General features: G+C 59.5%; 32 protein-coding genes and 1 pseudogene. 13 read left to right on the top strand and 20 right to left on the bottom strand.

From position 1 onward, the window contains the following. The first annotated feature begins 3 nt into the window (after positions 1-3). Positions 4-1,683: a GMC family oxidoreductase gene (locus ACIQ39_RS02740; protein WP_396433076.1), complete on the top strand. Its 1,680-nt coding sequence runs from the start codon at positions 4-6 to the stop codon at positions 1,681-1,683. Between the two features lie 352 nt (positions 1,684-2,035). After that, positions 2,036-2,797, top strand: coding sequence for a sulfite exporter TauE/SafE family protein (locus ACIQ39_RS02745; protein ID WP_396433077.1), 762 nt, complete (start codon positions 2,036-2,038; stop codon positions 2,795-2,797). Between the two features lie 54 nt (positions 2,798-2,851). On the opposite strand, the gene ACIQ39_RS02750 is transcribed toward ACIQ39_RS02745, so the two are convergent. Both ACIQ39_RS02750 and alr read right to left on the bottom strand, forming a co-directional pair. Next, positions 2,852-3,775, bottom strand: coding sequence for a DMT family transporter (locus ACIQ39_RS02750; protein WP_396433078.1), 924 nt, complete (start codon positions 3,773-3,775; stop codon positions 2,852-2,854). 57 nt (positions 3,776-3,832) lie between these two features. Further along, entirely contained in the window at positions 3,833-4,930 is a 1,098-nt protein-coding gene (gene alr / locus ACIQ39_RS02755) for an alanine racemase (protein WP_396433079.1), read from the bottom strand. Between the two features lie 158 nt (positions 4,931-5,088). On the opposite strand from alr, the gene ACIQ39_RS02760 reads away from it, so the two are divergent. The 3 genes from ACIQ39_RS02760 (at position 5,089) to ACIQ39_RS02770 (ending at position 7,284) form a co-directional block, all read left to right on the top strand. Further along, positions 5,089-5,823: a DedA family protein gene (locus tag ACIQ39_RS02760; RefSeq protein ID WP_396433080.1), complete on the top strand. Its 735-nt coding sequence runs from the start codon at positions 5,089-5,091 to the stop codon at positions 5,821-5,823. An 11-nt stretch (positions 5,824-5,834) separates the two neighbouring features. Further along, positions 5,835-6,731 (top strand): DMT family transporter, encoded by an 897-nt coding sequence (locus ACIQ39_RS02765; RefSeq protein WP_396433081.1) that lies wholly within the window; start codon positions 5,835-5,837, stop codon positions 6,729-6,731. Between the two features lie 70 nt (positions 6,732-6,801). Beyond that, positions 6,802-7,284, top strand: coding sequence for a glutathione peroxidase (locus tag ACIQ39_RS02770; protein ID WP_396433082.1), 483 nt, complete (start codon positions 6,802-6,804; stop codon positions 7,282-7,284). On the opposite strand, the gene ACIQ39_RS02775 is transcribed toward ACIQ39_RS02770, so the two are convergent. The 5 genes from ACIQ39_RS02775 to ACIQ39_RS02795 all read right to left on the bottom strand — a co-directional run bounded on the left by ACIQ39_RS02775 (position 7,285) and on the right by ACIQ39_RS02795 (position 9,930). Continuing rightward, a complete protein-coding gene (locus tag ACIQ39_RS02775) occupies positions 7,285-7,755 on the bottom strand; it encodes an EVE domain-containing protein (RefSeq protein WP_396433083.1) in 471 nt (156 codons plus the stop codon). After that, the gene (locus ACIQ39_RS02780) at positions 7,752-8,216 is read right to left on the bottom strand and encodes a GyrI-like domain-containing protein (protein ID WP_396433084.1); all 465 of its coding nucleotides are present in this window, start codon (positions 8,214-8,216) and stop codon (positions 7,752-7,754) included. Before ACIQ39_RS02780 ends, ACIQ39_RS02775 begins: the two co-directional genes overlap by 4 nt. Before the next feature lie 24 nt (positions 8,217-8,240). Next, positions 8,241-8,945, bottom strand: a complete 705-nt coding sequence (locus ACIQ39_RS02785) for a helix-turn-helix transcriptional regulator (protein ID WP_396433085.1) — start codon at positions 8,943-8,945, stop codon at positions 8,241-8,243. 50 nt (positions 8,946-8,995) lie between these two features. Further along, the gene (locus ACIQ39_RS02790) at positions 8,996-9,373 is read right to left on the bottom strand and encodes a VOC family protein (protein ID WP_396433086.1); all 378 of its coding nucleotides are present in this window, start codon (positions 9,371-9,373) and stop codon (positions 8,996-8,998) included. 170 nt (positions 9,374-9,543) lie between these two features. After that, positions 9,544-9,930 (bottom strand): hypothetical protein, encoded by a 387-nt coding sequence (locus ACIQ39_RS02795; RefSeq protein ID WP_396433087.1) that lies wholly within the window; start codon positions 9,928-9,930, stop codon positions 9,544-9,546. A gap of 181 nt (positions 9,931-10,111) precedes the next feature. Here ACIQ39_RS02795 and ACIQ39_RS02800 point away from each other — a divergent pair, with 181 nt between their 5' ends. From ACIQ39_RS02800 to ACIQ39_RS02820, 5 genes are all read left to right on the top strand, one after another. Then, complete coding sequence (locus ACIQ39_RS02800) at positions 10,112-10,675, top strand: isochorismatase family protein (protein ID WP_396433088.1); 564 nt, start codon at positions 10,112-10,114, stop codon at positions 10,673-10,675. Positions 10,676-10,805: 130 nt separating this feature from the next. Continuing rightward, positions 10,806-11,237 (top strand): putative toxin-antitoxin system toxin component, PIN family, encoded by a 432-nt coding sequence (locus ACIQ39_RS02805; RefSeq protein WP_396433089.1) that lies wholly within the window; start codon positions 10,806-10,808, stop codon positions 11,235-11,237. Positions 11,238-11,253: 16 nt separating this feature from the next. Continuing rightward, positions 11,254-11,502, top strand: a complete 249-nt coding sequence (locus tag ACIQ39_RS02810; RefSeq protein ID WP_396433090.1) for a pilus assembly protein HicB — start codon at positions 11,254-11,256, stop codon at positions 11,500-11,502. 161 nt (positions 11,503-11,663) lie between these two features. Next, positions 11,664-11,933: a DUF1272 domain-containing protein gene (locus ACIQ39_RS02815; RefSeq protein WP_396433091.1), complete on the top strand. Its 270-nt coding sequence runs from the start codon at positions 11,664-11,666 to the stop codon at positions 11,931-11,933. A gap of 57 nt (positions 11,934-11,990) precedes the next feature. Next, a complete protein-coding gene (locus tag ACIQ39_RS02820; RefSeq protein WP_396433092.1) occupies positions 11,991-12,941 on the top strand; it encodes a GlxA family transcriptional regulator in 951 nt (316 codons plus the stop codon). Positions 12,942-13,025: 84 nt separating this feature from the next. Here the strand turns inward: ACIQ39_RS02820 and ACIQ39_RS02825 are convergent, their stop codons facing one another. Beyond that, complete coding sequence (locus tag ACIQ39_RS02825) at positions 13,026-13,493, bottom strand: NUDIX hydrolase (RefSeq protein ID WP_396433093.1); 468 nt, start codon at positions 13,491-13,493, stop codon at positions 13,026-13,028. Next, positions 13,490-13,837: an XRE family transcriptional regulator gene (locus tag ACIQ39_RS02830; protein WP_396433094.1), complete on the bottom strand. Its 348-nt coding sequence runs from the start codon at positions 13,835-13,837 to the stop codon at positions 13,490-13,492. Before ACIQ39_RS02830 ends, ACIQ39_RS02825 begins: the two co-directional genes overlap by 4 nt. Positions 13,838-13,976: 139 nt before the next feature. Between ACIQ39_RS02830 and ACIQ39_RS02835 the strand changes: the two genes are divergently transcribed. After that, positions 13,977-15,149: an ATP-binding protein gene (locus tag ACIQ39_RS02835; RefSeq protein WP_396433095.1), complete on the top strand. Its 1,173-nt coding sequence runs from the start codon at positions 13,977-13,979 to the stop codon at positions 15,147-15,149. 9 nt (positions 15,150-15,158) lie between these two features. Here the strand turns inward: ACIQ39_RS02835 and ACIQ39_RS02840 are convergent, their stop codons facing one another. The 4 genes and pseudogenes from ACIQ39_RS02840 to ACIQ39_RS02855 all read right to left on the bottom strand — a co-directional run bounded on the left by ACIQ39_RS02840 (position 15,159) and on the right by ACIQ39_RS02855 (position 17,561). Further along, a complete protein-coding gene (locus ACIQ39_RS02840; RefSeq protein WP_396433096.1) occupies positions 15,159-15,785 on the bottom strand; it encodes a LysE family translocator in 627 nt (208 codons plus the stop codon). Positions 15,786-16,024: 239 nt separating this feature from the next. Next, a complete protein-coding gene (locus ACIQ39_RS02845; RefSeq protein ID WP_396433097.1) occupies positions 16,025-16,483 on the bottom strand; it encodes a GNAT family N-acetyltransferase in 459 nt (152 codons plus the stop codon). A gap of 67 nt (positions 16,484-16,550) precedes the next feature. Then, positions 16,551-16,999, bottom strand: a pseudogene (locus ACIQ39_RS02850) (LysE family translocator). Positions 17,000-17,009: 10 nt separating this feature from the next. Next, the gene (locus ACIQ39_RS02855; protein WP_396433098.1) at positions 17,010-17,561 is read right to left on the bottom strand and encodes a pyridoxamine 5'-phosphate oxidase family protein; all 552 of its coding nucleotides are present in this window, start codon (positions 17,559-17,561) and stop codon (positions 17,010-17,012) included. A gap of 490 nt (positions 17,562-18,051) precedes the next feature. Between ACIQ39_RS02855 and ACIQ39_RS02860 the strand changes: the two genes are divergently transcribed. Next, positions 18,052-19,149, top strand: coding sequence for a hypothetical protein (locus ACIQ39_RS02860; RefSeq protein WP_396433099.1), 1,098 nt, complete (start codon positions 18,052-18,054; stop codon positions 19,147-19,149). Between the two features lie 89 nt (positions 19,150-19,238). Further along, a complete protein-coding gene (locus ACIQ39_RS02865; protein WP_396433100.1) occupies positions 19,239-19,883 on the top strand; it encodes a hypothetical protein in 645 nt (214 codons plus the stop codon). A gap of 370 nt (positions 19,884-20,253) precedes the next feature. On the opposite strand, the gene ACIQ39_RS02870 is transcribed toward ACIQ39_RS02865, so the two are convergent. The 7 genes from ACIQ39_RS02870 to ACIQ39_RS02900 all read right to left on the bottom strand — a co-directional run bounded on the left by ACIQ39_RS02870 (position 20,254) and on the right by ACIQ39_RS02900 (position 24,741). Then, complete coding sequence (locus ACIQ39_RS02870; protein ID WP_396433101.1) at positions 20,254-20,460, bottom strand: hypothetical protein; 207 nt, start codon at positions 20,458-20,460, stop codon at positions 20,254-20,256. 322 nt (positions 20,461-20,782) lie between these two features. After that, positions 20,783-21,076, bottom strand: a complete 294-nt coding sequence (locus ACIQ39_RS02875; RefSeq protein WP_396433102.1) for a helix-turn-helix domain-containing protein — start codon at positions 21,074-21,076, stop codon at positions 20,783-20,785. Between the two features lie 189 nt (positions 21,077-21,265). Continuing rightward, entirely contained in the window at positions 21,266-21,424 is a 159-nt protein-coding gene (locus ACIQ39_RS02880; protein ID WP_396433103.1) for a hypothetical protein, read from the bottom strand. A gap of 135 nt (positions 21,425-21,559) precedes the next feature. Further along, positions 21,560-22,798 (bottom strand): glycolate oxidase subunit GlcF, encoded by a 1,239-nt coding sequence (gene glcF / locus ACIQ39_RS02885; protein ID WP_396433104.1) that lies wholly within the window; start codon positions 22,796-22,798, stop codon positions 21,560-21,562. A 16-nt stretch (positions 22,799-22,814) separates the two neighbouring features. Further along, positions 22,815-23,972, bottom strand: coding sequence for a glycolate oxidase subunit GlcE (gene glcE / locus ACIQ39_RS02890; protein ID WP_396433105.1), 1,158 nt, complete (start codon positions 23,970-23,972; stop codon positions 22,815-22,817). A 77-nt stretch (positions 23,973-24,049) separates the two neighbouring features. Next, positions 24,050-24,478, bottom strand: coding sequence for a TA system VapC family ribonuclease toxin (locus ACIQ39_RS02895; protein WP_396433106.1), 429 nt, complete (start codon positions 24,476-24,478; stop codon positions 24,050-24,052). After that, positions 24,478-24,741, bottom strand: a complete 264-nt coding sequence (locus ACIQ39_RS02900) for a hypothetical protein (RefSeq protein WP_396433107.1) — start codon at positions 24,739-24,741, stop codon at positions 24,478-24,480. The genes ACIQ39_RS02895 and ACIQ39_RS02900 overlap by 1 nt, the downstream gene beginning before the upstream one ends. Positions 24,742-25,061: the final 320 nt, after the last annotated feature.

Genomic DNA, 25,061 nt, shown 5'->3' on the forward strand with positions numbered 1-25,061 from the left:
CCCATGAACAACAACAGCTTTGACTACATCATCATCGGCGCGGGCACGGCCGGCTGTTTGTTGGCCAACCGCCTGAGTGCCGACCCCAGCAAGCGCGTTTTGCTGGTGGAGGCGGGTAAAAAGGACAACTACCACTGGATCCACATCCCGGTGGGTTACCTGTATTGCATTGGCAACCCGCGCACCGACTGGCTGTACCAGACCGAGCCTGCCGAAGGCCTGAATGGCCGCAGCCTGCGCTACCCGCGCGGCAAAGCCTTGGGCGGTTGCAGCAGCATCAACGGCATGATTTACATGCGCGGCCAGTCGCGCGACTACGAACATTGGGCCGAGGTCACGGGCGACGAGGCTTGGCGCTGGCAAGCGTGCTTGCCGGACTTCAAAGCGCACGAAAACCACCACAAGCTTGACGCCACGATGCCGCATGAGTTTGCCCGTCAACACGGCGGAGATCGCGCTGCCTATGCCCAATTGCACGGCCATGGTGGCGAGTGGCGCATCGAAAAGCAGCGCTTGCGCTGGGACGTGTTGGACGCTTTTGCCCAAGCGGCGGTGCAGGCCGGGATTGCGGCCACGCCCGACTTCAACAGCGGCAACAACGAGGGCGTGGGTTACTTTGAGGTGAACCAAAAAGACGGCTGGCGCTGGAATGCGTCCAAGGCGTTTTTGCGCCCCGCCCAGCAGCGCCCCAACCTGACCATATGGACCGAAACCCGGGTGCAAGCCCTGCAGCTGGCCCCCCAAGCCGATGGCCAAATGCGCTGCGTGGGCGCCAAGCTGCTGCGCCAAGCGCAGACCCTGAACGTGAGTGCCCAAGCCGAGGTGATTCTGAGCGCGGGCAGCATCGGCTCGGTGCAGATTTTGCAGCTCTCGGGCATTGGCCCTGCCGCGCTGCTGCGGGACAAAGGTGTGCCGGTGTTGGTCGATCTGCCCGGCGTGGGTGCCAACTTGCAAGACCATTTGCAAATCCGCACGGTGTACAAAGTGCGCAACACCACCACCCTCAACACCTTGGCCAACAGCCTGTGGGGCAAGGCCAAGATCGGGCTGGAATACGCACTCAAGCGCAGCGGCCCCATGAGCATGGCACCCAGCCAGCTGGGGGCCTTCACCCGCAGCGATCCGGGCCGGGCCTGGCCCAACATCCAGTACCACGTTCAGCCGCTGAGCCTGGACGCCTTTGGCGAGCCGCTGCACAGCTTTCCGGCCATCACGGCCAGTGTGTGCAACCTCAACCCCACCAGCCGGGGCACGGTGCAAATCAAGACCCCGCACTTTGAAGACGCCCCTGCGATAGCACCCAACTATTTGGCCACCCCAGAAGACCGACAAGTGGCTGCCGACAGCCTGCGCGTGACGCGCCGGATCATGGCGCAAACGGCCATGGCGCCCTTCTCGCCCGAAGAGTTCAAGCCCGGCGTTCAGTACCAAACCGACGAAGAGCTGGCCAAGCTGGCAGGGGACATTGCCAGCACCATCTTTCACCCGGTGGGCACCACCCGCATGGGGCGCGATGACGACCCGATGGCGGTGGTCAATGCGCGGCTGCAGGTGCGCGGCGTGGCCGGTCTGCGCGTGGTCGACGCCGGCGTCATGCCCACCATCACCAGCGGCAACACCAACAGCCCCGTGCTCATGCTGGCTGAAAAAGCGGCGCGCTGGCTTGTCGAAGACGCAGCCTAAGTTGTGCCAGCCTTGACCCGCTGAACACATCAAAGCGCGCATGAAGCCCACGCAAAAATCCGCAATCTGAAGTCTTACTGCCTCAAAGTTTTTCAGGGATTTCCCCAAAATCGGGAAATCCCTGAGCCCCTTGGGGCTCTGGCTCACTTACATTTCAGGCACTCGGTGCAAGCAGTATCTGCATCTTGAGGGCCGAGGAGACAAAGCAGCCCAAGAACTCGAACCAGATACAGCATCCAAACGAGGTGTGATTTTTTCAAAGCGTCGCGCAAGCGGCGCTTTTTTTTGCCCGCTTTTTTGCCCGCTTTTTTGTCCGCCTGTTTGGGCCTGGCCCAATGCCACAATCCCCCGCATGGAATTACTGATTGTTTCTCTGGCCTCTTTGTTGGCCGGGCTGGTGGACGCCATTGTGGGCGGCGGCGGCTTGATCTTGCTGCCCGCCCTGTTTGCCACCTTCCCCAACGCCGCGCCCGCCACCTTGTTTGGCACCAACAAAAGCGCCTCGATCTGGGGCACTGCCTTTGCCGCCGTGCAGTACAGCCGCAAAGTGGTCATGCCTTGGCGCTCTTTGTTGCCTGCAGCAGGCGCAGGCTTGGTGGGCTCGGTCATCGGCGCTTGGGGGGTCACGCAAGTCGATCCGGACTTGTTTCGCAAGGCGCTGCCGATCATGCTGGCCATTTTGCTGGTCTACACCGTGGTCAAAAAGGACATGGGCCGTCACCACGCGCCCCGTTTTGCCGGTTCGCAAGAGGCATGGGTTGCGTCAAGCATTGGTTTAACGATCGGTTTTTACGACGGTTTTTTTGGTCCTGGCACAGGCAGCTTTTTGGTCTTCGCCTACGTGCGCTGGATGGGTTATGACTTTTTGAACGCCTCAGCCTCGGCCAAGTTCATCAACGTGGCCACCAATTTTTCGGCCCTCATGTTGTTCGCCTACCAAGGCCATGTGTGGTGGCATTTGGCCTTGCTGATGGCCATCAGCAACATCGTGGGCAGCTTGATCGGCACACGCTTGGCGCTCAAACACGGCTCGGGCTTTGTGCGCCAAGTGTTCATCTTGGTGGTGCTGGCACTGATCTGTAAAACGGCTTATGACACATGGATCAATGCCTGAATGGGCAGCGCCGCCCTGCCATTGAACGCATCCGAGGTCAGCGCCAGGGCGGCCTCAGCGCAAAAGCTTTTTTGTCTGCCCGGCATATTGAGCCAGCGCCACCCCCAGCAAGGTGACGCCCGCCCCCGCGATCTTGATCCAGGTGTAATGCTCGCCAGACAGCGCCCAAGCAAACAAGCCCGCCATGGGGGGCATCAAATACATCAAAGGCGCTGAGCGGGCCACGCCACGCACCGTGTTGATCCAGCCCCAAGCCAGCCAGCCAATGAAGGCCGAGACCAGCACCGACCAAAACAAGCCCACCCAGGCCCAAAAGTTGAGCACCGACCAATCGGCCTGCATCCCCGCTGGCACCGACAACAACATCACCGGCACGCCACCCAACAAAGTGGCATAGCCCATGGTCAGCACCGGGCCGTGCTGCTGCATCACCGGCTTGACAGCCACCGTGTAATAAGAAAACAAGGACGCCGCCAGCAGCAAAACCAGGTCACCCCCGCCGGCCCGCCAATTGCCACCCAAGAGTTTGTCGGACAAGAACATCAAGACCCCGCCAAAGGCCAGCGTCACCCCCGACAACTGGGCTGCAGACAAACGCTCTAGGCCTTGTATGCGCAAGATCAACAGGGTGAAAATGGGCCCGCAAGCCAAAATGACCGAGCTGGAAAAGGCGGTAGACCAGTGGATGCCATAGGTCACCAAGCCCACATGCAAGGTATGCCCAATGACGCCCAGCCAAGCCATGTGCAGCCAGTCTTCACGGGGCAGCGGTGGCAACCAACGCCCCAAACGCCAGCGCATGAGCAAGAGCGCGCAGATGGGCATGATCATGTAACGCGCCCACAAAAAGCCGCCCGGCGTGATCAGGTCAAACAAGTACTTTTGCAGGGTGAAGTTGCCCCCCCAAATGACGATCAAGACCAGCGCCACAAGCAAGGCGCGTTGGTCATGGGGGTGCAACGGGGCACTTTGGAGCATGTTTGGATTGTGGGGCGGCGTGCAGGCGAGAGATGTCACGCTTGCAGCACGCTGCCCTCAGTCCTGCAGCACCACGGGCACACGCAAAGCCAAGGCGCACATCAGCTCATAACCCACCGTGCCCGCGGCTTGCGCCACCTCGTCGATGTCCAGCACGGCACCTTGGGCCGATTGGCCCCACAAGGTGACTTGGCTGCCCACACCCGCATCGGGAAAAGGGCTCAGGTCCACGGTCAGCATGTCCATGCTGACCCGGCCCAGGGTGCGGCCGCGCAAACCGTTGACCAGCACGGGGGTGCCGGTGGGGCAAATGCGCGGGTAGCCGTCGGCATAACCACAGGCCACCACCCCGATGCGCATGGCCCGATCGGCCACAAAACTGGAGCCATAGCCCACGCTGTCACCGGCTTGCAGCGACTGCACCGCGATGATTTGGGCGTTCAAACTCATGGCCGGCTGCAAGCCATGGTGCGCGGCGCTGTGCTCGGGGAAGTCAGGGGCACTGCCATACAAGGCAATGCCAGGGCGAATCCAGTCGGCCTTCACGGCAGCGTCTTGCGCATGGCGCAGACTGGCGGCGCTGTTGCTCAGCGTGCGCTCGCCAGGCAGGTCGCGGCAGGCTTCATCAAAACGGGCCATTTGCGCGGCAATGCCTTGGGGGCCATCGGCGTCGCTGAAATGCGTCATGAGCGAGATCTCGTCCACCTGTGGCAAGGCGTTCAAGCGCGCCCAGGCCGAGCGAAAGCGCTGCGGCGTAAAGCCCAGCCGGTTCATGCCCGAGTTCATTTTCAGGAAAACCCGGTGCGGCTCGTGCGTTTTGTGCAGCGCCAGCATGTCGATCTGCGCGTCGCAATGCACCGTGTGCCACAGGTGCAGACGCGAGCACAGCTCCAAGTCGCGCGCCTCAAAAACGCCTTCCAGCAGCAAAATCGGGCCGCGCCAGCCCAGGGCGCGCACGCGTTCAGCCTCGGCCAAGTCCAACAGGGCAAATCCGTCGGCTCCGCGCAGGCCTTCAAACACCCGCTCAATGCCATGCCCATAGGCATTGGCTTTGACCACGGCCCAGACCTGCGCATCGGGCGCGGCTTGGCGCACACGGCTGAGGTTGTGGCGCAAGGCCTGGCTACGCAAGGTGGCTAGTATCGGGCGGGGCATGAGTTGAGGTATCGCGCAAGGGACTTGAAATGGGCTTGCAATGGGCTTGCAATGGGCTGCTAGTGTGCCAGCAAACAGGCCTTCCAAACAGCTTCTCCCAAGACCGATTGCGCCCCGGTGATACCACGCCTGCGCCACCCTCCAAGAGGGGCTGACAAATGCTTTACACTGGTTTACAACTTGCCGACCCCTTGCATTTCGCCACCGAGGTCGTGTATTGCAGAACTTTGAAATCCATGGAAGTTTTTGAGTTTTTGATACCTATCTTTACCGAATACGGCTATTTCGCTGTGTTCATGATGTTGCTGATTTGTGGTTTTGGCGTGCCTATCCCCGAAGACGTGACCTTGGTGACGGGTGGCGTGATCGCAGGCTTGGGACATGCCGATGTCCACACCATGTTTGCTGTCGGCATGGCAGGCGTCATGCTTGGTGATGGCCTGATGTTCACTTTGGGGCGTTTGTATGGTGAACGCATCGCCCAATTGCAAGGGTTTCGCAAGATCCTCACGCCCCAACGCTTTGCCAGCGCCCAAGACGCGTTCCAAAAATACGGCAAGTGGGTCATGTTTGTGGCGCGGTTTCTGCCGGGCTTGCGCACCCCTGTGTTTTTCTCGGCTGGCATGAGCCAACGCGTCAGCTTTGGCACCTGGTTTTTCATGGACGGCTTTGCCGCCTTGATCAGCGTGCCCATCTGGGTCTATCTGGGTTACTTTGGCGCGCAAAACTGGGACTGGATGTTTGGCGTGCTGCACCAGTTCCAGCATGGCATCTTTGCTTTGCTCGGCATGGGCATGGTTTGGTTGACCTGGCGCTGGTGGCGCAAACGCCAAGCCAGACTTGCATTGGCTGCCGCCAATGCAGGGGCCAAAGCTCCAGGTGACGCGTCTTAAGCCGCCCACGCATGGGCTCCATCTCTCCCAAAAGCCTGGCGGTTGCCGGGCTCTTGCTCAACGCCTTTGTGTGGGGCGTGTGCTGGTGGCCCTTCAAACAACTCGAGGCCCTTGGCCTGCACCCGCTGTGGGCCACGGCTTTGGTATATGGCTTTGTTTTTCTGTCCATCGCCCTGTGGCTGTGGCGCAGCGGGCAGTTGCTCAGCTGGCGGGGTCATCCCGGCCTGTGGCTCTTGCTGCTGGCCTCGGGCCTGACCAATGTGGGCTTCAACTGGGCCGTCACGGTGGGCGACGTGGTGCGCGTGGTGCTGCTGTTTTACCTGATGCCGGCCTGGTCGGTGCTGGTGGCTTGGTGGCTGCTGGGTGAAAAGCCCAGCCCCATGGCCTTGCTGCGTTTGCTGCTGGCCTTGGCTGGTTTGTTCATCGTGCTCAAAACCCCCGACACGCCCTGGCCCGTGCCCGAAAGCCTGGCCGATGGGCTGGCCTTGATGGGCGGCCTGACTTTTGCCATCACCAACGCCTTGCTGCTCAAGCTCAAAGACACGCCCAGTTCTTCGCGCACCCTGGCCATGTTTGGTGGCGGCGCGGTCATGGCCACGCTGGCGGCATTCGCCGGTTTGGCCACCGGGGTGGTGGCCATCGGCGCGGCCCCTGCCTGGAGCTGGCTGCCGCTGGTGGCCCTGCTGAGCGTCTCGTTTTTGTTGGGCAACCTGGCGCTGCAATACGGCGCAGCGCGCCTGGCGGCCCAGACCACGGCGCTGGTCATGCTGTCCGAGGTGCTGTTTGCCAGCGTGTCCTCGGTTTTGCTGGGTGCCTCCAGCTGGGACAGCCGCACCCTGATCGGCGGGGCCTTGATTTTGCTAGCGGCCATGCTGTCCATCGTCGGGCCGGGGCACAAGGCCCACTGAAGCGCGCTGCCCAGCCAAGAGCTGTCACTGGCATGATGACCATCTGTCCACACCCAACGGAACGAACCCCATGAGCCTGTACGACCTCGAAGCCCAAAGCATCGACCACCAAAGCGTGCCCCTGTCGCGCTTTCAAGGCCAGGTGATGCTGATCGTCAACACCGCCAGCGCCTGCGGCTTCACACCCCAGTTCACCGGGCTGGAAAAGCTGCACAAAAGCTACGCCGACCAAGGCCTGGCCGTGCTGGGTTTCCCGTGCAACCAGTTCGCCAGCCAAGACCCGGGCGACGACGCGCAAATTGCCAACTTCTGCCAAAAGAACTACGGCGTGAGCTTTCAGATGATGGGCAAGATCAAAGTCAATGGCGACGAGGCCCACCCGCTGTACCAATGGCTCACGGCCGAGGCCCCCGGCATTTTGGGCAGCAAGGGCATCAAGTGGAATTTCACCAAGTTTCTGGTGGGTCGCGATGGGCGTGTGATCAAGCGCTACGCGCCGCAAGACTCACCGGAAAAGATGGGCAAGGACATTGAAGCGGCGCTGGCGGCTTGATCAAAACAGCGCGGCCTGACCCGGTGAAACCTGTTCAGGCAGCTCGCCACACCCCATGGCCGCTGCGATCCTTCTGAAATCGGCCTCGCTGATCTTTAGCTGACCAAAGCGAAACACTGCCCCCCAGTGGGTTTTGTCGGTGATGAACTCCAGCTGTGCCAGCAGCGGCTTGATGGGCGCGCATTGCACCGCCTGGTAATCCACATCGATGCGCCACGGCACAAAGCCCGGCACCCCGTCTGGCGTCATGTCATGGGGATACACCTCGCCCGAGCGAATGAACCCCAGGGCCGAGAAGGCCTGTAAGGGTGTGCCGTCAGGGTATGACTCACGCGGCGAGTAATAAACCAGGCCATCGCCCGCCCTCATGCGCCGGAGTGGGGCTTGCTTGCCGTGATTCATCTGCGCAAATCCACCCGCGACACCGCGCAGCACATGCGAGCGACTGACCACGCCGATCCAGCAGTTCATGTTGCAGCCAGAGCAATACAAATGTCCACCTCGCCGTCAGGACCGTAGCGCTCAAAGTCGGTGGTGTATGCCCTTTGATCGGCACAATGCGGTTCCGCAAAATGGGCCCATACGCGCCCCCAAGCCTCAATCACCGCATTGGGGATGGGGCCTTGTGCCCGAAAAACCGCATACGGTCCCTTCCGAATGTCGATCACGGACCATGGCTGGGCATCCAGGCTTGCATGGGGTGTCAGCACATCACCGCCCACCAACAGGTCGTAAGCCCCGTTTGAATCCGACTCGTACTGGTGATAAACGCCGTAAGTCACAGCCTCAACCGCCAAATGCGGTGCCACTTGTGCCGCAAACTTGGTCCACAAAGCGCCTATGCGTGCACGGCCTGGATGCGCCTCATCGGCATTGCATGTTCTCACAGACACGCCTTGGATGCGCAAGCCTTGAACTTCTTCGATTTTCATACATTCCCTTTTTTGAAATTTCCCTCACCGGCCTTCGGCCAATGCCTGCGGGTCCACGCCCTGGCTTCTCAGATAGTCGATCAGGCGCTGACCATCGGACAGTTTGAAAGTTTCGGACAACGCCGTCATGGCCTGGATGCGGTCCAGCCTGAAGCTGCGAAAGTCCTGGCGCTTTTCGCACCAAGCCACCAAGGTCCAGACCGATCCCCAGAAAAAACTGCCCAGCGGCCACACCGTTCGATCACTGCTGCGGCCTTGTGCATCGCTGTAAACCAACGCCAACTTGTGCATGCTTTGTGTCGCCTCGCGCCACAACTGCAAGTGGGGCTGCTGCTCGGGTGTCAGCCCCCACGGCGGTGAATACACCGGCGTGTGCTGCGCGGCATGGCGCTGCTCTGCGGGCAACACACTCAGCACACGCGACAGGGCCGATTCGCTGGCACGCGCCAGCGCCGGGTCCAGCCACTGCTGCGCCACCCGCGTCATCACCACCAAAGCCTGCGCCTCTTGTGGAGTGAAAATCAGCGGCGGCAGATCAAAGCCCTCGCCCAACCGGTAGCCCACGCCCGCCTCACCCTCAATGGGTACACCTTGGTATTGCAGGTCGGCCACATCGCGGTAAACCGTGCGCTCGGACACCTCCAGGCGTTGCGCCAACCACCGGGCTGTCGTCAGGCGACGACCCCGGATGAGTTGAACGATCTGGAAAAGGCGGTCGGCGCGGCGCATGGGATGGGCAAACGGGTTGTTGCTACAAAAGGCGTCAGTTTAGGCCGCACTCAGGCGTAAGCGTGCAAGCCCACCCGATTGCCATCCACATCCAGCATGTGTGCCATGAAACCCAAGCCGTCAGGCAAAGCCACTTTGCCCATGGCCACCTGTCCGCCGGCCGCCACCACACGTTGCAAGGCCGCATCGAGCGATGCGCCCGCATGCAAATACACCAGCGTGCCGCAGGCCCCCACCTGCAATGCCGGATGGCCCGACATCAAAGCGCCTTTGACCGCATCGCCTTCTCCCGCAAACACCGCCATTTGCATGCCCGGCCCGGCATAGCTTTCGCGCTGCAATGTCGTTTGCAGCACCGCCTCATAAAACGCCTGCGCACGCGGCACATCGCTGACCGGAATCTCAAACCAATCGATCACCTGTTTCATTTTGTCTTTCCTCCTGAGTGCGCACAGCCCGTCTGTACACAGGAGAGGACTTTGCCTGAGGGGTACTGACAACGGGGTGTCAGGAGGACGAAAACACAACCATCAAGACACTGCAAACTGATGGGCCAAGCCCCTTTTTAGGAAAATCGATGCCGCGCTTTTCCAATGATTTAGCCCCACCAAGTCAACCCCATCAGCCACACACACACACCAATCAACGACCACACCAGCACCCGCGTGCGCAGGCGCAACACCTCCACCGCGCTGACCAAGCGCGCGTTTTGTTCGGCCAACTCGGCCAGGGTTTCGGTCAGTTCGCGCTGGGTCTGGGCTTGCCGGTCGATCTGGCCTTGTGCTGCAATCAAGGCGTTTTTGAGTTCGCCCAGGCTGGGCACATCGCTCACTGGGGTGGTCGTGGCGGGGGTGCCTGCTGAGCCCGGGGGCTGAGGCGGTTGGCGGTCCATCAGCTTGCGTGCGGCTTTGAGCACCGAAGGCGCGTGCTCAATCACATCGCCCCAGGGAATCACTTTGAGTGCCAGCAACCAAGGTATCGCCATCGTCTTGTCCTTTGTGTGCGCATTGCCTGCGCGGTCTGCCATCCAGCGCTGGATACTACCCGGGTGGTCATTTCAGCGTGGCTTGCCAATGCCCATGCCCAACAGGCACAAGGCCTTTTTTGTCCTGTCTTGGTCCCATTCAGCCCTGTCCAGCAGGGTGTCTGGTTTGCACAATGGCGGCATGACAAACCTAAAGACGCGCGCACCAATAGCCCTGCTCATCATCGATGTTCAGCCATCCTTTGAGCACATGCCTTATTGGCCCTCAGGGCAACGCCAACCGTTTCAGCAAGCACTCTTGAAGTTGCAGGCGGGCTGTCGCCAAGCGGGTGTGCCGGTGGTGCACATTTTTCACATCGACAACGATCCCCCTTTTCGAGCTGACTCTGGCCTGATCCGGCCCATGGACTGGCTGCCGGGCCAGCCCACCGTGCTTTTTGACAAACACGTTCACAACGCCTTCACCGACACGGGGCTCGATGTGTGGCTGCGCCGCCAGGGTGTGCAGCGGCTCATCATCAGCGGCATTCGCACCGAACAATGCTGCGAAACCACCGCCCGTGTGGCCTCTGACCTGGGCTATGCAGTGGACTTTGTGTCCGAGGCCACCCTGACCTTCCCCATGACACACAAGGGCACCGGCCAAACCTTCAGCGCCCAAGACATCATCACCCGCACCGAGCTGGTCTTGGCCGATCGGTTTGCGCGCATCGTGAACGTGGACACTTGCCTGTCTGGCCTTTGAAACCCAACACAACACAAGCTTGCGCCAACTTTGCGCCCACTGCGAATGCTGCAACCGAGACCTGCTGTCTGCACCACGCCTGAGGTCACGCGCATACTTGACATCACCGGCGATGTGATAACATTTTGTTATGAAGTTTGTTTTTGACACCGATGTCATCGTCGCAGCCCTGCGCAGCCCAACTGGCGCATCGGCCGCACTGATACGGGCCTTGCAGGCCGGTCAAGTCCAAGCCGCAGCCAGTGTGGCCCTGTTTGTGGAGTACGAGGCCACTTGCACCCGTGCCGATCACGTGCTGGCGGCCGGCTTACTGCCCGGCGATGTCATCGAATTTCTCGACGCCCTGGCAGCTTTGACAGAACCCACGGAGATTCACTACCTGTGGCGCCCGCAAGTGCGCGACCCAGGGGACGACATGATGTTGGAGGCAGCGGTCAACGCCATGGCGATAGCCATCGTCACTTTCAAGCTCAAAGACTTTGGCGATGCGCCCCGCCGTTTTGGCATCGAAGTCTTGTTACCCCGCGATGCGCTGGCCCGGGTCCGCGCATCCCAGCTTTAAGCCCAAGGAGTTCACCATGGCCGACACCAGCACCTACCCCCTGCGCCTTCCCCGCTCCATCAAGGCGGCGGCCGAAAACTTGGCGCGTGCCGAAGGCATCAGCATGAACCAGTTCATCGCAACGGCGGTGGCAGAAAAACTCTCGGCGCTGAGCACGGCCGATTTTTTTGTCCAACGCGCCCACAGGGCACAGCCCGATGCGCTGGACAAAATCCTCAATCGCCTGGGTGGTGAGCCCCCGCGTTTGGGCGACGAACTGCCTTAAGTTGCAGGCGCTCTGCCGTCCATGCAGACCCATGTGCCTGCGCCTTCAGAGCCCAGTACATCACCACCCGCACCGAGCTGGTTCTGGCCTATCGGTTTGCGCGCACCGTGAACGTGGATACTGGCCTGTCCAGCCTTTGAAACGACCACCAGGAAATCACCATGCTCCAACTGCGCCCCAACTGCGAATGCTGCAACCGCGACCTGCCGCCTGCGGCGCTGGACGCGCGCATCTGCTCGTTTGAATGCACCTTTTGCGCCGACTGCACGGACACCCGTTTGCAGGGCCACTGCCCCAACTGCGGCGGCGAATTGGTACGTCGCCCGGTGCGGCCTGCGGACAAACTCGTGAACAAGCCCGCTTCCACCGAGCGGGTGTTCAAACCGCAGGGCTGTGCGCCCGCATCGCTTGCGGCACAGATGAAGCCATGACTGCACCCTGACCGATGCACCCCAAAGACCTGCCACCGGCCTTGTAAACCACCCAACATGCCAGCGCTGAATCTGTCGGTTTACCTGGTCGTCACGCCGGGCGTGTTGTTGCTCGACTACGCAGGCCCGGCAGAGGCATTGCGCATGGCACGCGACATGGGCGCGCCGCTGACCCTGCACACCTGCGGGCCGCTGGCGGATGTGCCCACATCGCTGGGCACACGGCTTTGCGGCTTGGCACCCCTGCCCCCCAGCTTGCCACCCAACAGCCTGGTGCTGATCACCGGCAACAGCCACGAGCGCGAAGACTACGCCACCCCCGCAGCCCAGCAAGTGGTGCGCTGGCTGCAATCCGCACCACAAGCAGACACGCGTTTGGCCAGCATTTGCTCGGGCGCTTTGCTCTTGGCCATGGCAGGCCGACTCGACGACCTGCGTTGCACCACGCACCACACACTCATTGACGACCTGCAAGCCCTGGCCCCCACCGCACAGGTTCAGGCCGACCGGATTTTTGTGGATGCCGGGCAGGTGCTGACCAGCGCAGGCATCACCACCGGCATTGATTTGGCGCTTTACATCGTCGAACAAGTGGCCGGCGCCGCACTGGCAGCCCAAGTGGCGCGGCGCTTGGTGATGTACACCCGACGCGGCCCACACGACCCACAAATGTCGCCTTGGCTGGCGCACCGCAACCACATGCACCCGGCGGTGCACCGGGCGCAAGACGCCATCGCACACGGCCTGAGCCATGACCCGGCCCGCCGCTGGTCACTGCCCGAGCTGGCCCAAGTGGCCTGCGTGAGCCCCCGGCATTTGTCGCGCCTGTTCATGCAACACACCGGCATCAGCGTGGTGGACTGCCAGCAGCAACTGCGCATGGCGCGGGCGCAGGCGCTGCTGGCGCATCACCCCGCTCTGACGCAAGAACAACTGGCCGAAGCTTGTGGCTTTGCTTCGGCGCGGGATTTCAGGCGGGTTTGGGGGCGGTGGAACCAAGGCAGCTGATCGGGTCATCGCCAGGGCTTAGAGCAAAAAGGGGCTCGCATTTTTCTCGTCACATCATGCGATATGAAGATAGGCACTGGGCCTTCAAAGATGCTGCACAAAGTGGTGCGGTAATGTCATTGCGGCCAAGCCATCTCGTATCACTTGGGGCCGCATGTCCACATGCTGCAACTGCTGAATTTCAAACCACTTGAACTCAAGCTGTCTGTTGATTTCTTTGCCTTTGTGCGTCATGTGCTTGTCGTTGTAATTCGAGACGGCAGGAAAACAGGCATAAAAATACAATCCAATTTCATGGTGACTCGCTTGGTCATGACAGAAGAAATTTTCTCCCACACAAGCGAGATGGCCACAATCCATGTTTGTACCCAGCTCCTCTTCAAACTCCCTACAAAGCGCTGCTTGCGCTGACTCACCCACATTCACCCGACCACCTGGCAGTGTCCAAAAAGCATCGCCTTGCATCCGATGCAACAAAAGGAAGTCAGCATCCAACACAATCGCAGCGACACGGTATTGAAACCGATGGGAACCCACTTGGAATGAAATCATGGCGTCACCTGCACCGCTTTGCGTGACATGCGCCGCGCCCGCTGGCGCACCGCCTCGATGTCTTGCTCCAGCGCGTTCAGGTCTTGCGCGGGCGCGGCCACTTCAGGCAGGGCGGCGTGTCGACCCATCAACCACAAAGCCGTCGCATAAACCCCCATGCCCACCGACGGGTCGCCCTTTTCCATGCGGATGAGTGTGGGCACCGACACCGCCATGCGACTGGCCCAGGCGCGCAGACTTTCCTTGCGGCGCTGACGCGCCAGCATCAGGTTGTCACCCAAGTCCCGCAAGGCTTTGGCGGCGGATGCGGGCAGTTGATCGACCGCTGAGGATGGCTTTGGCATATCACAAACTTTATCACGACTGATTTTTTGTGCTTTTAAATGTTCACTCAATTCGAGTCTGTCATTTTTTCTACAATCAACCTAGCACCTTCCCAATGAATTTAACATTGAAATATCAACGACACACGTTAAAATTTCAATGATGATTGACCGTCAAACCCTTGCCGTCTTGTCTGAACGCCTGCACGAAGCCCCGGCTGTGGTGCTGCTCGGGCCGCGCCAAGTGGGCAAAACCACCTTGGCCCTCACGCTGGCCGAGGGCTGGCCCGCAGGCGCCACCTACCTCGACCTGGAACGCCCGGCAGACCGTTTACGCCTGCAAGACGCCGATGCTTTTTTGCGCGCACAAGGCGGCAAGCTGATCATCCTGGATGAAATCCACCGCATGCCGGGCCTGTTTGAAGTGTTGCGCGGCATCATCGACGAACGCCGCCGTGCGGGTCAGCGCTTTGGGCATTTTTTGCTCTTGGGTTCAGCCTCGCTGGACTTGATGCAACAAAGCAGCGAAACCCTGGCGGGGCGTGTGGCGTATCTGGACATCGGCCCCATCCATGCGCTGGAATGGCCTGCCACCGATCTGGACACACTGTGGCTGCGTGGCGGTTTTCCGGACAGCCTGCTGGCCGCCAGCGATGCGGCCAGTCTGCGTTGGCGCGAAGATTTTGTGCGCAGCTACTTGCAACGCGATGTGCCCATGTTTGCGCCGCGACTGCCTGCCGAAACCGTGGGCCGCCTATGGACCATGCTGGCCCATCAACAGGGCGCCTTGCTCCAGCAAAGCCGCCTGGCCAGCGGCTTGGGCGTGAGCAGCCCGGCGGTGGAGCGCTACATCGACTTGCTGGTGGACCTGCAACTGGTGCGCCGCTTGCGCCCCTGGAGCGGCAAGGTGGGCAAGCGCTTGGTCAAAGCCCCCAAGGTCTATGTGCGCGACAGCGGTTTGGTGCATGCCTTGCTGGGCGTGGGCAGTTTGCATGACCTGGCCGGGCACCCGGTGTGTGGTCCCAGCTATGAAGGCTTTTGCATCGACAACCTGATGGCCGCCGCCAACCCGCAATGCACGGCTTACTGCTACAGAACCCATGCAGGGGCCGAAATCGATCTGCTGATTGAACGTGCAGGCCAAGCCTGGATGGCCATCGAAATCAAGCGCTCGTCAGCGCCCGCCCTGAGCAAAGGCTTTGACATCGCCTGCGCCGACTTAGAAATCACCCAGCGCTATGTGGTCTACCCCGGCACAGAACGCTTTCCGATGCGCTACGGCACACAAGCGATTGGCCTGGTAGAGCTGATGGGCGTGCTGGCTGCGGGTTGACGGTGGTTGTTATTTCTGCTTGAGCACCGCCACCGACAATCCAGACGCCACAAAAGCCACACCGGCACCGATATTGAGCCCCGCCACAACGCGGGGTTTTTGGCGTAGCCATGAAGACAAGCGCGAGGAAAAAACACCCATCAAAGCAAAACCCACCGCCGTCAAAAGTGCAAACCATGCGCCATAAACCAGCATCTGGGTGGTCACCGAGCCACGCTCCGGGCTGACGAACTGAGGGATAAATGCCAGCACAAACAAGCCCGGTTTGGGATTGAGTGCTGCCGACAAAAATCCGGTCGCAAAAATGGTGGAGAGGGGTTGCTGTGCGGCGGGTGCAAAACTGATCAAGTTGCGTGAACGCAATACCTTGATGCCTAACCAGAGCAAATAGGCGGCACCTGTCAGCTTGACCACCCAAAACGCCAGCGCAGAGGTTTGCATGAGCAGGGTTAACCCAAATGTTGCGGCGGCAACGTGAAACAAAATGCCCGCCCCTGATGAGATGCCCGAAACAGTGGCCGCAAGCTTGCCTTGGCTGAGGCCACGCCCAATGGCCAACAAGTTGTCCGGGCCTGGCGACAACACCAGCAACAAACAAGCGGCGCTGTAAGCGAGCCAAATTTCAATGGGGAACATGAGACGCCTCCTGAGCGGTTCGAAGAGCCGATGCCGCAAGCCATTCTATGGTCAAAAAGATAACTTAGTTCGTATAAAAAAGCATCGAAAATCTGAGTGCCCGCAGCACCTCAGGCCCGAATACGGCAATGGACTCAGACTCCGCCGCTCAATGCCTCGTCCACCAACGCCACCCAATGCCGCACCGGCAGGCCGCTGCCGCTTTGCAGGTGGGTGGTGCAGCCGATGTTGGCGCTGATTCAAGCTGGCTTTACATGCAGGCTGTAGGTCAAAAAGACCTCGTCTCGAACCCAACCGAGTGACTCGTAGAGCGACTGTGCTGTGGTGTTTGTCTTCGCGGTGCTCAAGTCCATGCGGAAACGGCCTGTTTGCGCAGCCTTGGCCTGTGCGGCTTGCAGAAGGGCTCTTCCGACACCCCCATGGCGCGCTGAGGGCGCAACAAAAAGGTCATACAGCGTGTAAATGGGCTTGGCCTCCACAGAGCAAAAAGTGGGGTAAAGCTGGCAAAAACCCATCACCTCTTGCGTGCCATTTTCTGCCACCAAAATCACCGATTCTTGATGGGCCAATCGCGCCGAGATGAACGACAAAGCCAATGCAGGGTCGGCCGCTTGGGCATAGAACTGACGGTAAAGGTCGAACAGTTCGGCAACGACTGGAATGTCGCTTGTGGTGGCTTGTCGAGTGAGAATGTTCATCTTTTTAAATGCGCTGGTGAGAGGGCGCGAAATACAGGTGACCGTGTGGGCTGGTTTTTGCCAGACATCAAGTGGCATGGCGCTGCTGCGTGAGCAGCTTGATCGCCAGACCCCCCAACACCAATCCCATCAGGTAGCGTTGAAGGGAAAGCCAAAGACGGTTTCGGGCGAACCAAACGGCCAAGCTCGCCGCAAAGATTGTCACCGCCAGGTTCACGCTGGCGCCAATCAATATTTGCGTGACACCCAGCACCAGACTTTGCGTCAATACAGAGCCCCAGCGAACTTGAGCAATTCATACCCAAGAGGAACGGCCATGAAGAGTGCAGTCAAGCCAATTGAAGCGCTGAACATGTGCACGGTGAAGCCCACAACCACACCAAGCCATGACACCACCCCTGCGGTGCGCCCTTGGCAGATGGACCTGGAAATCAGGTAAATCATATTGGGGCCGGGCGTGACGGCCATCAGCAATGCAGCGACAGCAAAGATTGTGAATTGTTGCGTTGAGATCATGGTGTGTGGCTCAGCGGTTCTTCTCAACAATGCCTGTGGGGATGCCGTCTATGCTGAACTGGTTTTTATCGCGCCAGTAGTTGGCAATGCCCTCTTCCCCTTTGTTCAAGGCCCACTGGCGCAACTGATCACGGTCACGCTCGTAGGTGTACAAGGGAACGGCCATGCCACATGAGGTTTGCACCACTTCTACTTGCATATCGAAGATTTGGCGTGCGCCTGGCAGGGGCTCAAATTGGCTGTAAAGCGCCTGCCAACCTTCATCGCCATGGTGCACCGCTTTGGCTTGGCCATACAAACGCAAAATGAGTGGCGCACCTTCAAAGGCGCAAAACAAGATGGTCATTCTGGGCAGCACTTGCACGTGGGCGGCGGTTTCGTTGCCACTGCCCGTCACATTGAGCCAAGCCACACGCTGGCTGGTCAGCACCTTGAATGCATCCATGCCCTTGGGCGAAACGTTGACGCGGCTGTCTGCCGTGGCCGTTCCCACAAAGAACATTTTTTGGGCCCGGATGAAGGCGATGTGCTTGTCCGAGAGGCTTTCGTGCTGTTGTGCCATGGCTGACTCCTGGTGTGAAAAATGCTGGGCCAAAGCTCGCGGGTTTGCCTGCTTTGGGTTGGCTGCATCCCCTTTTTGGCCTATTGAGTTGGGGCGGAAACAGGCTTGAGCAGGCCACGTTTGCGGGCTTATTGGACAACCAAATTGTAAATTGAAAAATAAATAATTTAGTTTACTTTTTGTCGGCCATGCATGGGGTAAGGCAGTGTGTGGCGTTTTGTCAGCCCGCACACGCGGGATATTCGGCCTGGCGATTGCTTGGTGGATGCGGTTGGACTTGCTTTGCGTCGTCCTCGGGCTTGGTGTTGGCGCAGCAGAGGCGCTGCCCTGTCAGCAGAAATGGCGTCTAGCCCCCAATTCTTGATGACGGACAGGGTATTTTGTGGCCCCAGATTTGTAATGTCCGTCAAAAGAGTTGCTGAATTAAAATACTTTCGTATAATTTTTTAATCAAAGACTTTTTCTTAAACAGTATTAAAAATTTATCAAAATGCAAAATCTTCTCAACAAACTCACGTTCATAACGTTTGCGAGCTTACTCGTTTCGGCTTGTGGTGGCGGGGGCGGCCCAAGCTCAGACACCGCCAGCGGTGCAACGCTTCAACTGAGGTCAACTGACTTTGAAGCTGTCGTTGGATCCAATGCGGACTTCAGCGACCCCCTGACGGCTGACAAAACAGCTGCCGCCGCCTCCCAACAAGCCACAGATACAACTGGGCTGAGCGTTTCTCCCAATCTATTGGCCGGTGCTCAAAGCTCACAAGCAAGCCAATACCCAAGCGTTTACAAGCTGCTCAAACGTTTGCCCCAAGTCTTGACCGCTCAGGACACGGCTGTTTTGGCGGGTGTCGCAAGCAATGAGCTTTGCAACCTGGGGGGCTCAATCACCCAGAACACCGATGCCACCAGTCGCTCCAACCTGATGCCGGGTGACATCGTCAGCGTGACAGCCAACAGCTGCACCTTCAAAGAAGATGGCGTTACCCTTGTCATCAATGGCACCGTTCAGGCCGAAATCGTCAGTGGCAGCTTTGGGGCCTACGGCCCGCGCCAAAGCAACACGCGAATGAACATGGATTTCAAACAGTTCCAGATGTCCCTTACGGGGGCGGAGGGTTCAGGTGCAGTTGGCCTGGATGGTGCCATATCTATTCTTTACGATGATGGTATGGACAAATTCACCAGCACCTCTCTGACCGCTCCTAAGCGAACCACGCTCACCACCACCATCAAGAACCAAGAGGGCCTGACCCGTCACACCATCAGTGATTTCAACTTCCAATACGAATCCACCAGCCAGGGTGCCTCGGTCACCGGCGCCGCCACAGTGAGCAGCACAACCCCCGCTTTGGTTCAGCCGCTTCGCTACCGGTGGGAGATCAAAAACAAATTGATCGAATCATTCGACCGCTTGACCGCTGGCGAAATGCTCATCACCAGCGGCAGCGACAACTCCTCCATGACTGTGCGCTTCGGCCAGACCTGTGCTCCCTTGGCGGGCGTGAATTGTGTGACGATCCAGTCCACCATCAACGGCACCCAGCAGCCCGCCAGGACAATCACCTGGTCGGATTTCGAAGCCTTGTGAAAGTCTCTTGGTCACTTTTGAAGGCCGCTTGCGCGGCCTTTTTTCTGGGGGTTGCTCCAGCCAGCTGAGCGCAAAACGAAGCAGACGAAGTGCCCTCCTTTTACCTGGGTTGGGTGTATCAGCGTTACAGCGAGCCCCAGATGCATCTAGCAGGCCATGGGATTCAGGCGGGGGTCAATCTGCCCATCAAACCCGCATTTTTGCTGCCAGAAAATGTGCACGCCGCCGTGGAATTGGCAAGTCTGGACTACGGCAGTCGATACACGGGCGAGCTCAAAGACGTGCCCTCCGTGCAATGGCAGCTGAGCGCCTGGTGGCGCGGGCCGCAATGGGTGGCCATGCCCTGGTACACCGGACCGGTTATTGAAGGGCTATGGACCGATCTACAAGGCCAAAGCAGCGCCGGCTACCGGGGTTACGAACGCTTCAGTCTGCGTGCTTGGTGGGCACTGTCGATCGCGCCCGTCCCCGAAGCGCGAGTCACAGCTGCCGTTTTGCTGCGTGGCCAGCAAAACTCCTATCTCTCACAAGCCAATGCCCTGCTGCCCAACATTGTGAACACCCAAAACAAGGGCTGGTGGCTCAAACTCGAACTTGCCCCCTGTGCCGCCTGCAAGGGCATTCAACCCTGGCTGGAATTCAAACACCTGGCCGAATCTGACAAGCAAAGGCGCCAAGGCTGGTTTGAACCAGAAAACAAGCAGTGGCAAATGGGACTGCGCAAGCGCTTTTAGTGTCTGTGGTGGCACTGTTCGTGCGCGTATCGATGTTCAGCAATCAGGTGAGCCAGCAAAACAAGCGCAACCCGAGTCCTCGCGGTGCACCAACCAGACAGGGTCAGAAATAAGCTGGGTGAAAAGGAGATGCGTTGATGAACCAAGGGCGCCTACAAACCCGTTCAAGGCGACAGGCTAGACGATGGATTTTTGCAGGGTTCGGCGGACCGTATCGGGTTGATGGCCCTGTTTGCAGTGCTGTTGATGCCCGAGCCGCATGCGGGATGCCGCATGGCAGCAGCACCTGCATGGCGATCTCGCCGGTCAGCGTTGTGACGCAGCGAAAGACTTGGCAGCCAACTTGGGCTCCGTGCGCCAGCGCCGCTGCCTAAACAACGCATTGGGTCCACCACGCGGTCGGCGGCACAGAGACGGCTACAACGCGGCGCACGCTGGCAAATTTAAGTCGGTAGGCCTGGTTGAAGCTTCGCCTTATAAATTCACTCTCAACGATCTCGCCAAGTCCAACGCGGGCCTGTACAAAGGCGGCGATGCTGTTTGCCGTGGGCGTCGATTGGGCGATTTCCAGTTGCATGTTTGTCCCGTAAAAAAGGCGCGATTGTGGCGCAGCAGCTCGATTTCGTTGCGATCAGACCCTTCAACATGCGCTTGAGTTGATGGGCCGGGTCCGTACCCAAAGCTGACAACACCTGCGCTTCGAGCGCTTTGGCATGCTTGAGCAGGGGCTGCAGTTTGCGCCAACCTGCGGCGGTGAGGCTGAACAGGCTTTGCCGTTTCTCGGGGGTGTCATCACAGCGATTGATCCACCTGGCTTCATGCATGCAGCCAACCACATGGTCGCGTGACAGGTGCTTGGATGTAAACCGTCAATTTGCTGAAGAATGGGTCGGATTGTTTTACTGCAATGCTTGCAACACCGCTGTGGGATTGCGATCAATCACGTTGAGCAATACCAGCGATGCCCCGCTGGGAGAACGGTCGCCACGCTCCCAATGACGCAGCGTGGCGACTGAAAAACCAAAGCGAGCAGCAAACTGTTCCTGGGTCAGGCTCAGTCGCTTTCGCAGGTCCGACACATTCACGGCATGAGGCTGGTACAGCTTCACGCCCGTGGTTTCTGTGTCTTTGGTCTTGGCGTGTGCAATGGCTTCCGTCAAACCTTGTTGGATACTCTTGAATGCGTTGGTCATGTGTGTTTCCTTTCACGATTCAAACCAAATTTGCACCAGTAAATCGACCACCTCGGACAACGCATGGCGTTGTGCCTTGCTGATGTTGGCGCGTTCGTTTTTTGCAAAGAGGGTCAGCAGGTAAAGCGGCATAAGCTCGCTGTGCACGTAATAAATCACACGAACACCGCCGGATTTGCCTTGTGCGCCTTAGCCCCAGCGCAGTTTGCGAATGCCACCAGTGCCTTCCATCAAGTCACCCGCTTTTGGATGCGCCGCCAAGTAGTTGATGATGTCCAAGCGCTCAGAAGCACTCATCAGCTTCTCAGCACGACGTATGTATTCGGGCAGTTCTGCGATGGTGAACACAGATTTGATTTTAATCCATTGGATTAATTTGGCAGGTCTGTCGTTCGAACTCAATGGTTGAAATCAGCAACTCGCCCTGCGTCAAGAAAAGCGCGTTCGCGACAAATGTCTATGGTTGACCAATCTGGATCAACATCAGCCGCCCAACGCCCCATCCAGCAACTCCACCCAATGCCGCACCGGCAGGCCGCTGCCGCTTTGCAGGTGGGTGATGCAGCCGATGTTGGCGCTGATGACGCCTTGGGGCTGCAGCGCGTTCAGTTGGCCCAGTTTGCGGTCGCGCAGTTGCTTGGACAGGTCTGGGTTGAGCACGCTGTAGGTGCCGGCCGAGCCGCAGCACAGGTGCGACTCATTGGTTGTGACCTTGATCTGAAAACCCAGATCGCCCAAATGCTTTTCCACGCCGCCTTTAAGTTGCTGGCCGTGTTGCAGGGTGCAAGGCGGGTGGTAGGCCTGCAGGCCTGCGGTTTGCAGGGCTTGGGGGTTTAACTTGTCTTTGAGCAAGGGCACCAGCTCGGGCAACAGCTCGCTCAGGTCACGCGTCAACGCGCCGATGCGGGCGGCTTTGTCGGCGTACTGCGGGTCGTCTTTGAGCGCATGGCCATAGTCCTTGACCATGACGCCGCATCCTGAGGCATTCATCACGATGGCTTCGACTTCGCCCGACTCGACCAAGGGCCACCAAGCGTCGATGTTGGCGCGCATGTGCTCTTTGCCGCCGTCGTGGTCGTTCAGGTGAAACTTGAGCGCACCGCAGCAACCGGCCTTGGGGGCGGTCACGGTCTGGATGCCCGCCGCATCGAGCACGCGGGCGGTGGCGGTGTTGATGTTGGGGCTCATGCTGGGCTGCACACAACCGGCCAGCATCAGCACCTTGCGCGCATGCTGCGCGGTCGGCCAGGCACCGGCATTTTGCGGGGCGGGCACTTTGGCTTTGAGGCTTTCGGGGAGCAGGCCGCGCACCATTTGGCCCATCTTCATGGCGGGGGCAAACAGGGGTGAGGGCAGGCCCTCTTTGAGCGCCCAGCGCAGCATTTTTTCGCCCACGGGGCGTTCGACTTTGGCGTCCACCAGCTTGCGGCCAATGTCCACCAAGTGGCCGTATTCCACGCCGCTCGGGCAAGTGCTTTCGCAGTTGCGGCAGGTCAGGCAGCGGTCCAGGTGCAGCTGGGTTTTGCGGGTGGGCGTTTGGCCTTCGAGCACCGCTTTCATCAGGTAGATGCGGCCACGCGGGCCGTCGAGCTCGTCGCCCAGCAATTGGTAGGTGGGGCAGGTGGCGGTGCAAAAGCCGCAGTGCACGCACTTGCGCAAAATGGCTTCGGCCGCCAAGCCGTCAGGGGTGTTTTGGTATTCGGGGGCGAGATTGGTTTGCATGGCTGTCGTCTCGCGGTCAGACGGATGGCGTGAGGGGGTGCATGCGGCCGGTGGCGAACACGCCTTTCGGGTCGAATTGCTTTTGCAATTGTTGCTGGATGCGGTCTTGCACAGCATCCAGCGGGGTGTTCACCCCGGCGGCTTTGTCCACTTCGGCATGCGCCGCGCTGGCGCGGAACAAAGTGGCATGGCCACCGACCGACTGCGCCAACTCTCGCAAAGCCACCGCCGCCGAGGCGGGAGCCCACAACCAGCGCTGTGCGCCCTGCCATTCAATGTATTGGGCATAAGGTAAATCGAGCAAGGGCGCAGTTTGCGGCACCGACAAGCGCCAGAGGCAAACATCGGCACTTGGCGCGTCAAAGAACTGAAGCGTTTGCTCGCCACTGGCGCGCCAGTCTTGCGCGGCTTCGGCCTTGTCCATGGCTTGCACTTGAGCGCCCAAGGCCACGGCATCGGCCGCCATCTTGCCGGTGGCCGACTGCACCGCCGCCACCGCGCCGCGCAGGCGCACAAACAAATAGTCCGCCGCAGGCTCAGCGGTGGTGTCGCGCACCCAAGCACTGGCATTCAAGGGCAGGGGCTGGCCGCCCCAGCGGTGGAGCAAATCCAGCGCCGTTTTTTGCGGCAGTCCCGCGCACATGAGCGTGGCCTCGGCCGGGGCCACCGGCAAGACCTTGAGGCTGACCTCGGTGATCAGGCCCAGCGTGCCCCAGCTGCCGGCCATCAAGCGGCTGACGTCGTAACCGGCCACGTTTTTCATGACCTGGCCGCCAAAGGTCAGGTGCTCGCCCAAGCCATTGATGAAACGCGCACCCAGCACAAAGTCGCGCACAGCGCCAGCGGTGGCGCGGGCCGGTCCGCTCAGGCCTGCGGCCACCATGCCACCCACCGTAGCGCCGGGGCCAAAATGCGGCGGCTCAAACGCCAGGCACTGACCCTTCTCAGCCAAAACCGCCTCCAGCTCGGCCAGCGGCGTACCGCAACGCGCCGTGACCACCAGCTCGCTGGGCTCATAACTCACGATGCCCCGGTAAGCCCGGGTGTCAAGAACCTCACCCGTGAGGCTCTGGCCCCAAAAGTCTTTGCTGCCGCCCCCGCGCAAGCGCAAAGTGCGGCCATCCGCAGCGGCCTGGCGCACGGCGTCGATGAGGAAATTGAGTTGAGCGTCCATGGGCCAAGATGGTAACCCCCGACCTTGAGGGACTGTGTGAATTTTTTGAACGATGGGGTTGTGGGAAATTGCGCGATTCAAAGCACAACAAGGTGTGCCGTGGTGGCGCCGCGCACTGCGCTGATCGGAATCCGCTGGTCCAGCGTGACCAGTCTTCCTTGGTTCTTGACCGCCAAAGCCAGCAGATACAAATCCGTCAATTGCCTCGCGCTGTGAATGTGCCCATGTTGAAACTGCAGAGGATCCAAGAGGCTGATCTCATCTGACCAAAATGCATGGTGCGCTGACCGCGTCGAGTTTTGCAACATGCCAACCAACATGGACATGGGTAAGGGGCTGCTGTAACCGGGCTGACCCATGATGCGAAGGCACCCATTTTGGGTCAAGGCACAGGTGGCCCAACCATTTTCAACATGGTCCTGAAACCATTGCGCGGCACGCACGTGATGGACGTGATCGCGGTCGTGCAGAGCAATCAGCACATTCACGTCGAACAGGGCGCGCATCAAACGCCCTCGGCATCGCGCAAGCGTTCGATCAGCTCGTTGCTGATGACCACGCCCCGGGAAGGCAAGGGCTCAATGCCATATTGGGCCAAGCGCTCTGAGACGTGGGGCACGGTTTGATCTGCTTGCGGCGGGTAAATGCCCACTGCAAATGCCTTGCGCGCCAAATCACTCATGACTTGGCCAAGTGATTTTTTCTCTCTTTGGGCAATCTCTTTGGCTGCAAAAAGCACGTCGTCTGCAATGTCCAAGGTGGTTCGCATCTCATTTCCCCAAGGTTTGATGTTTGATGCTATCACATCAAACATCTGTCTGGCTTGATCCTCGCGCTGCTCAGGAAGGTGAATGGGCTTACCACGACCTGAAAATCGCCAAGACTCCTGGAGCCGGGCCACCAGCGGGGCCAACGCTGTGCGTTCGATGGTCATTTTTTAAATAACTCAGTTGATTGAGTAGTTTTACTCAATGCATTGAGTAAACCTATTTCCGGCAGTTGACGTTGCATAAACCGGCCGCAAGCTAGACTGGTAGCCAGTTTCAACGGATTTACAGAGGTCACCAAATGGGTGAAGCCAAAAGACGC

The organism is Limnohabitans sp. (assembly GCF_044361645.1).
GTDB lineage: Bacteria > Pseudomonadota > Gammaproteobacteria > Burkholderiales > Burkholderiaceae_C > Limnohabitans_A.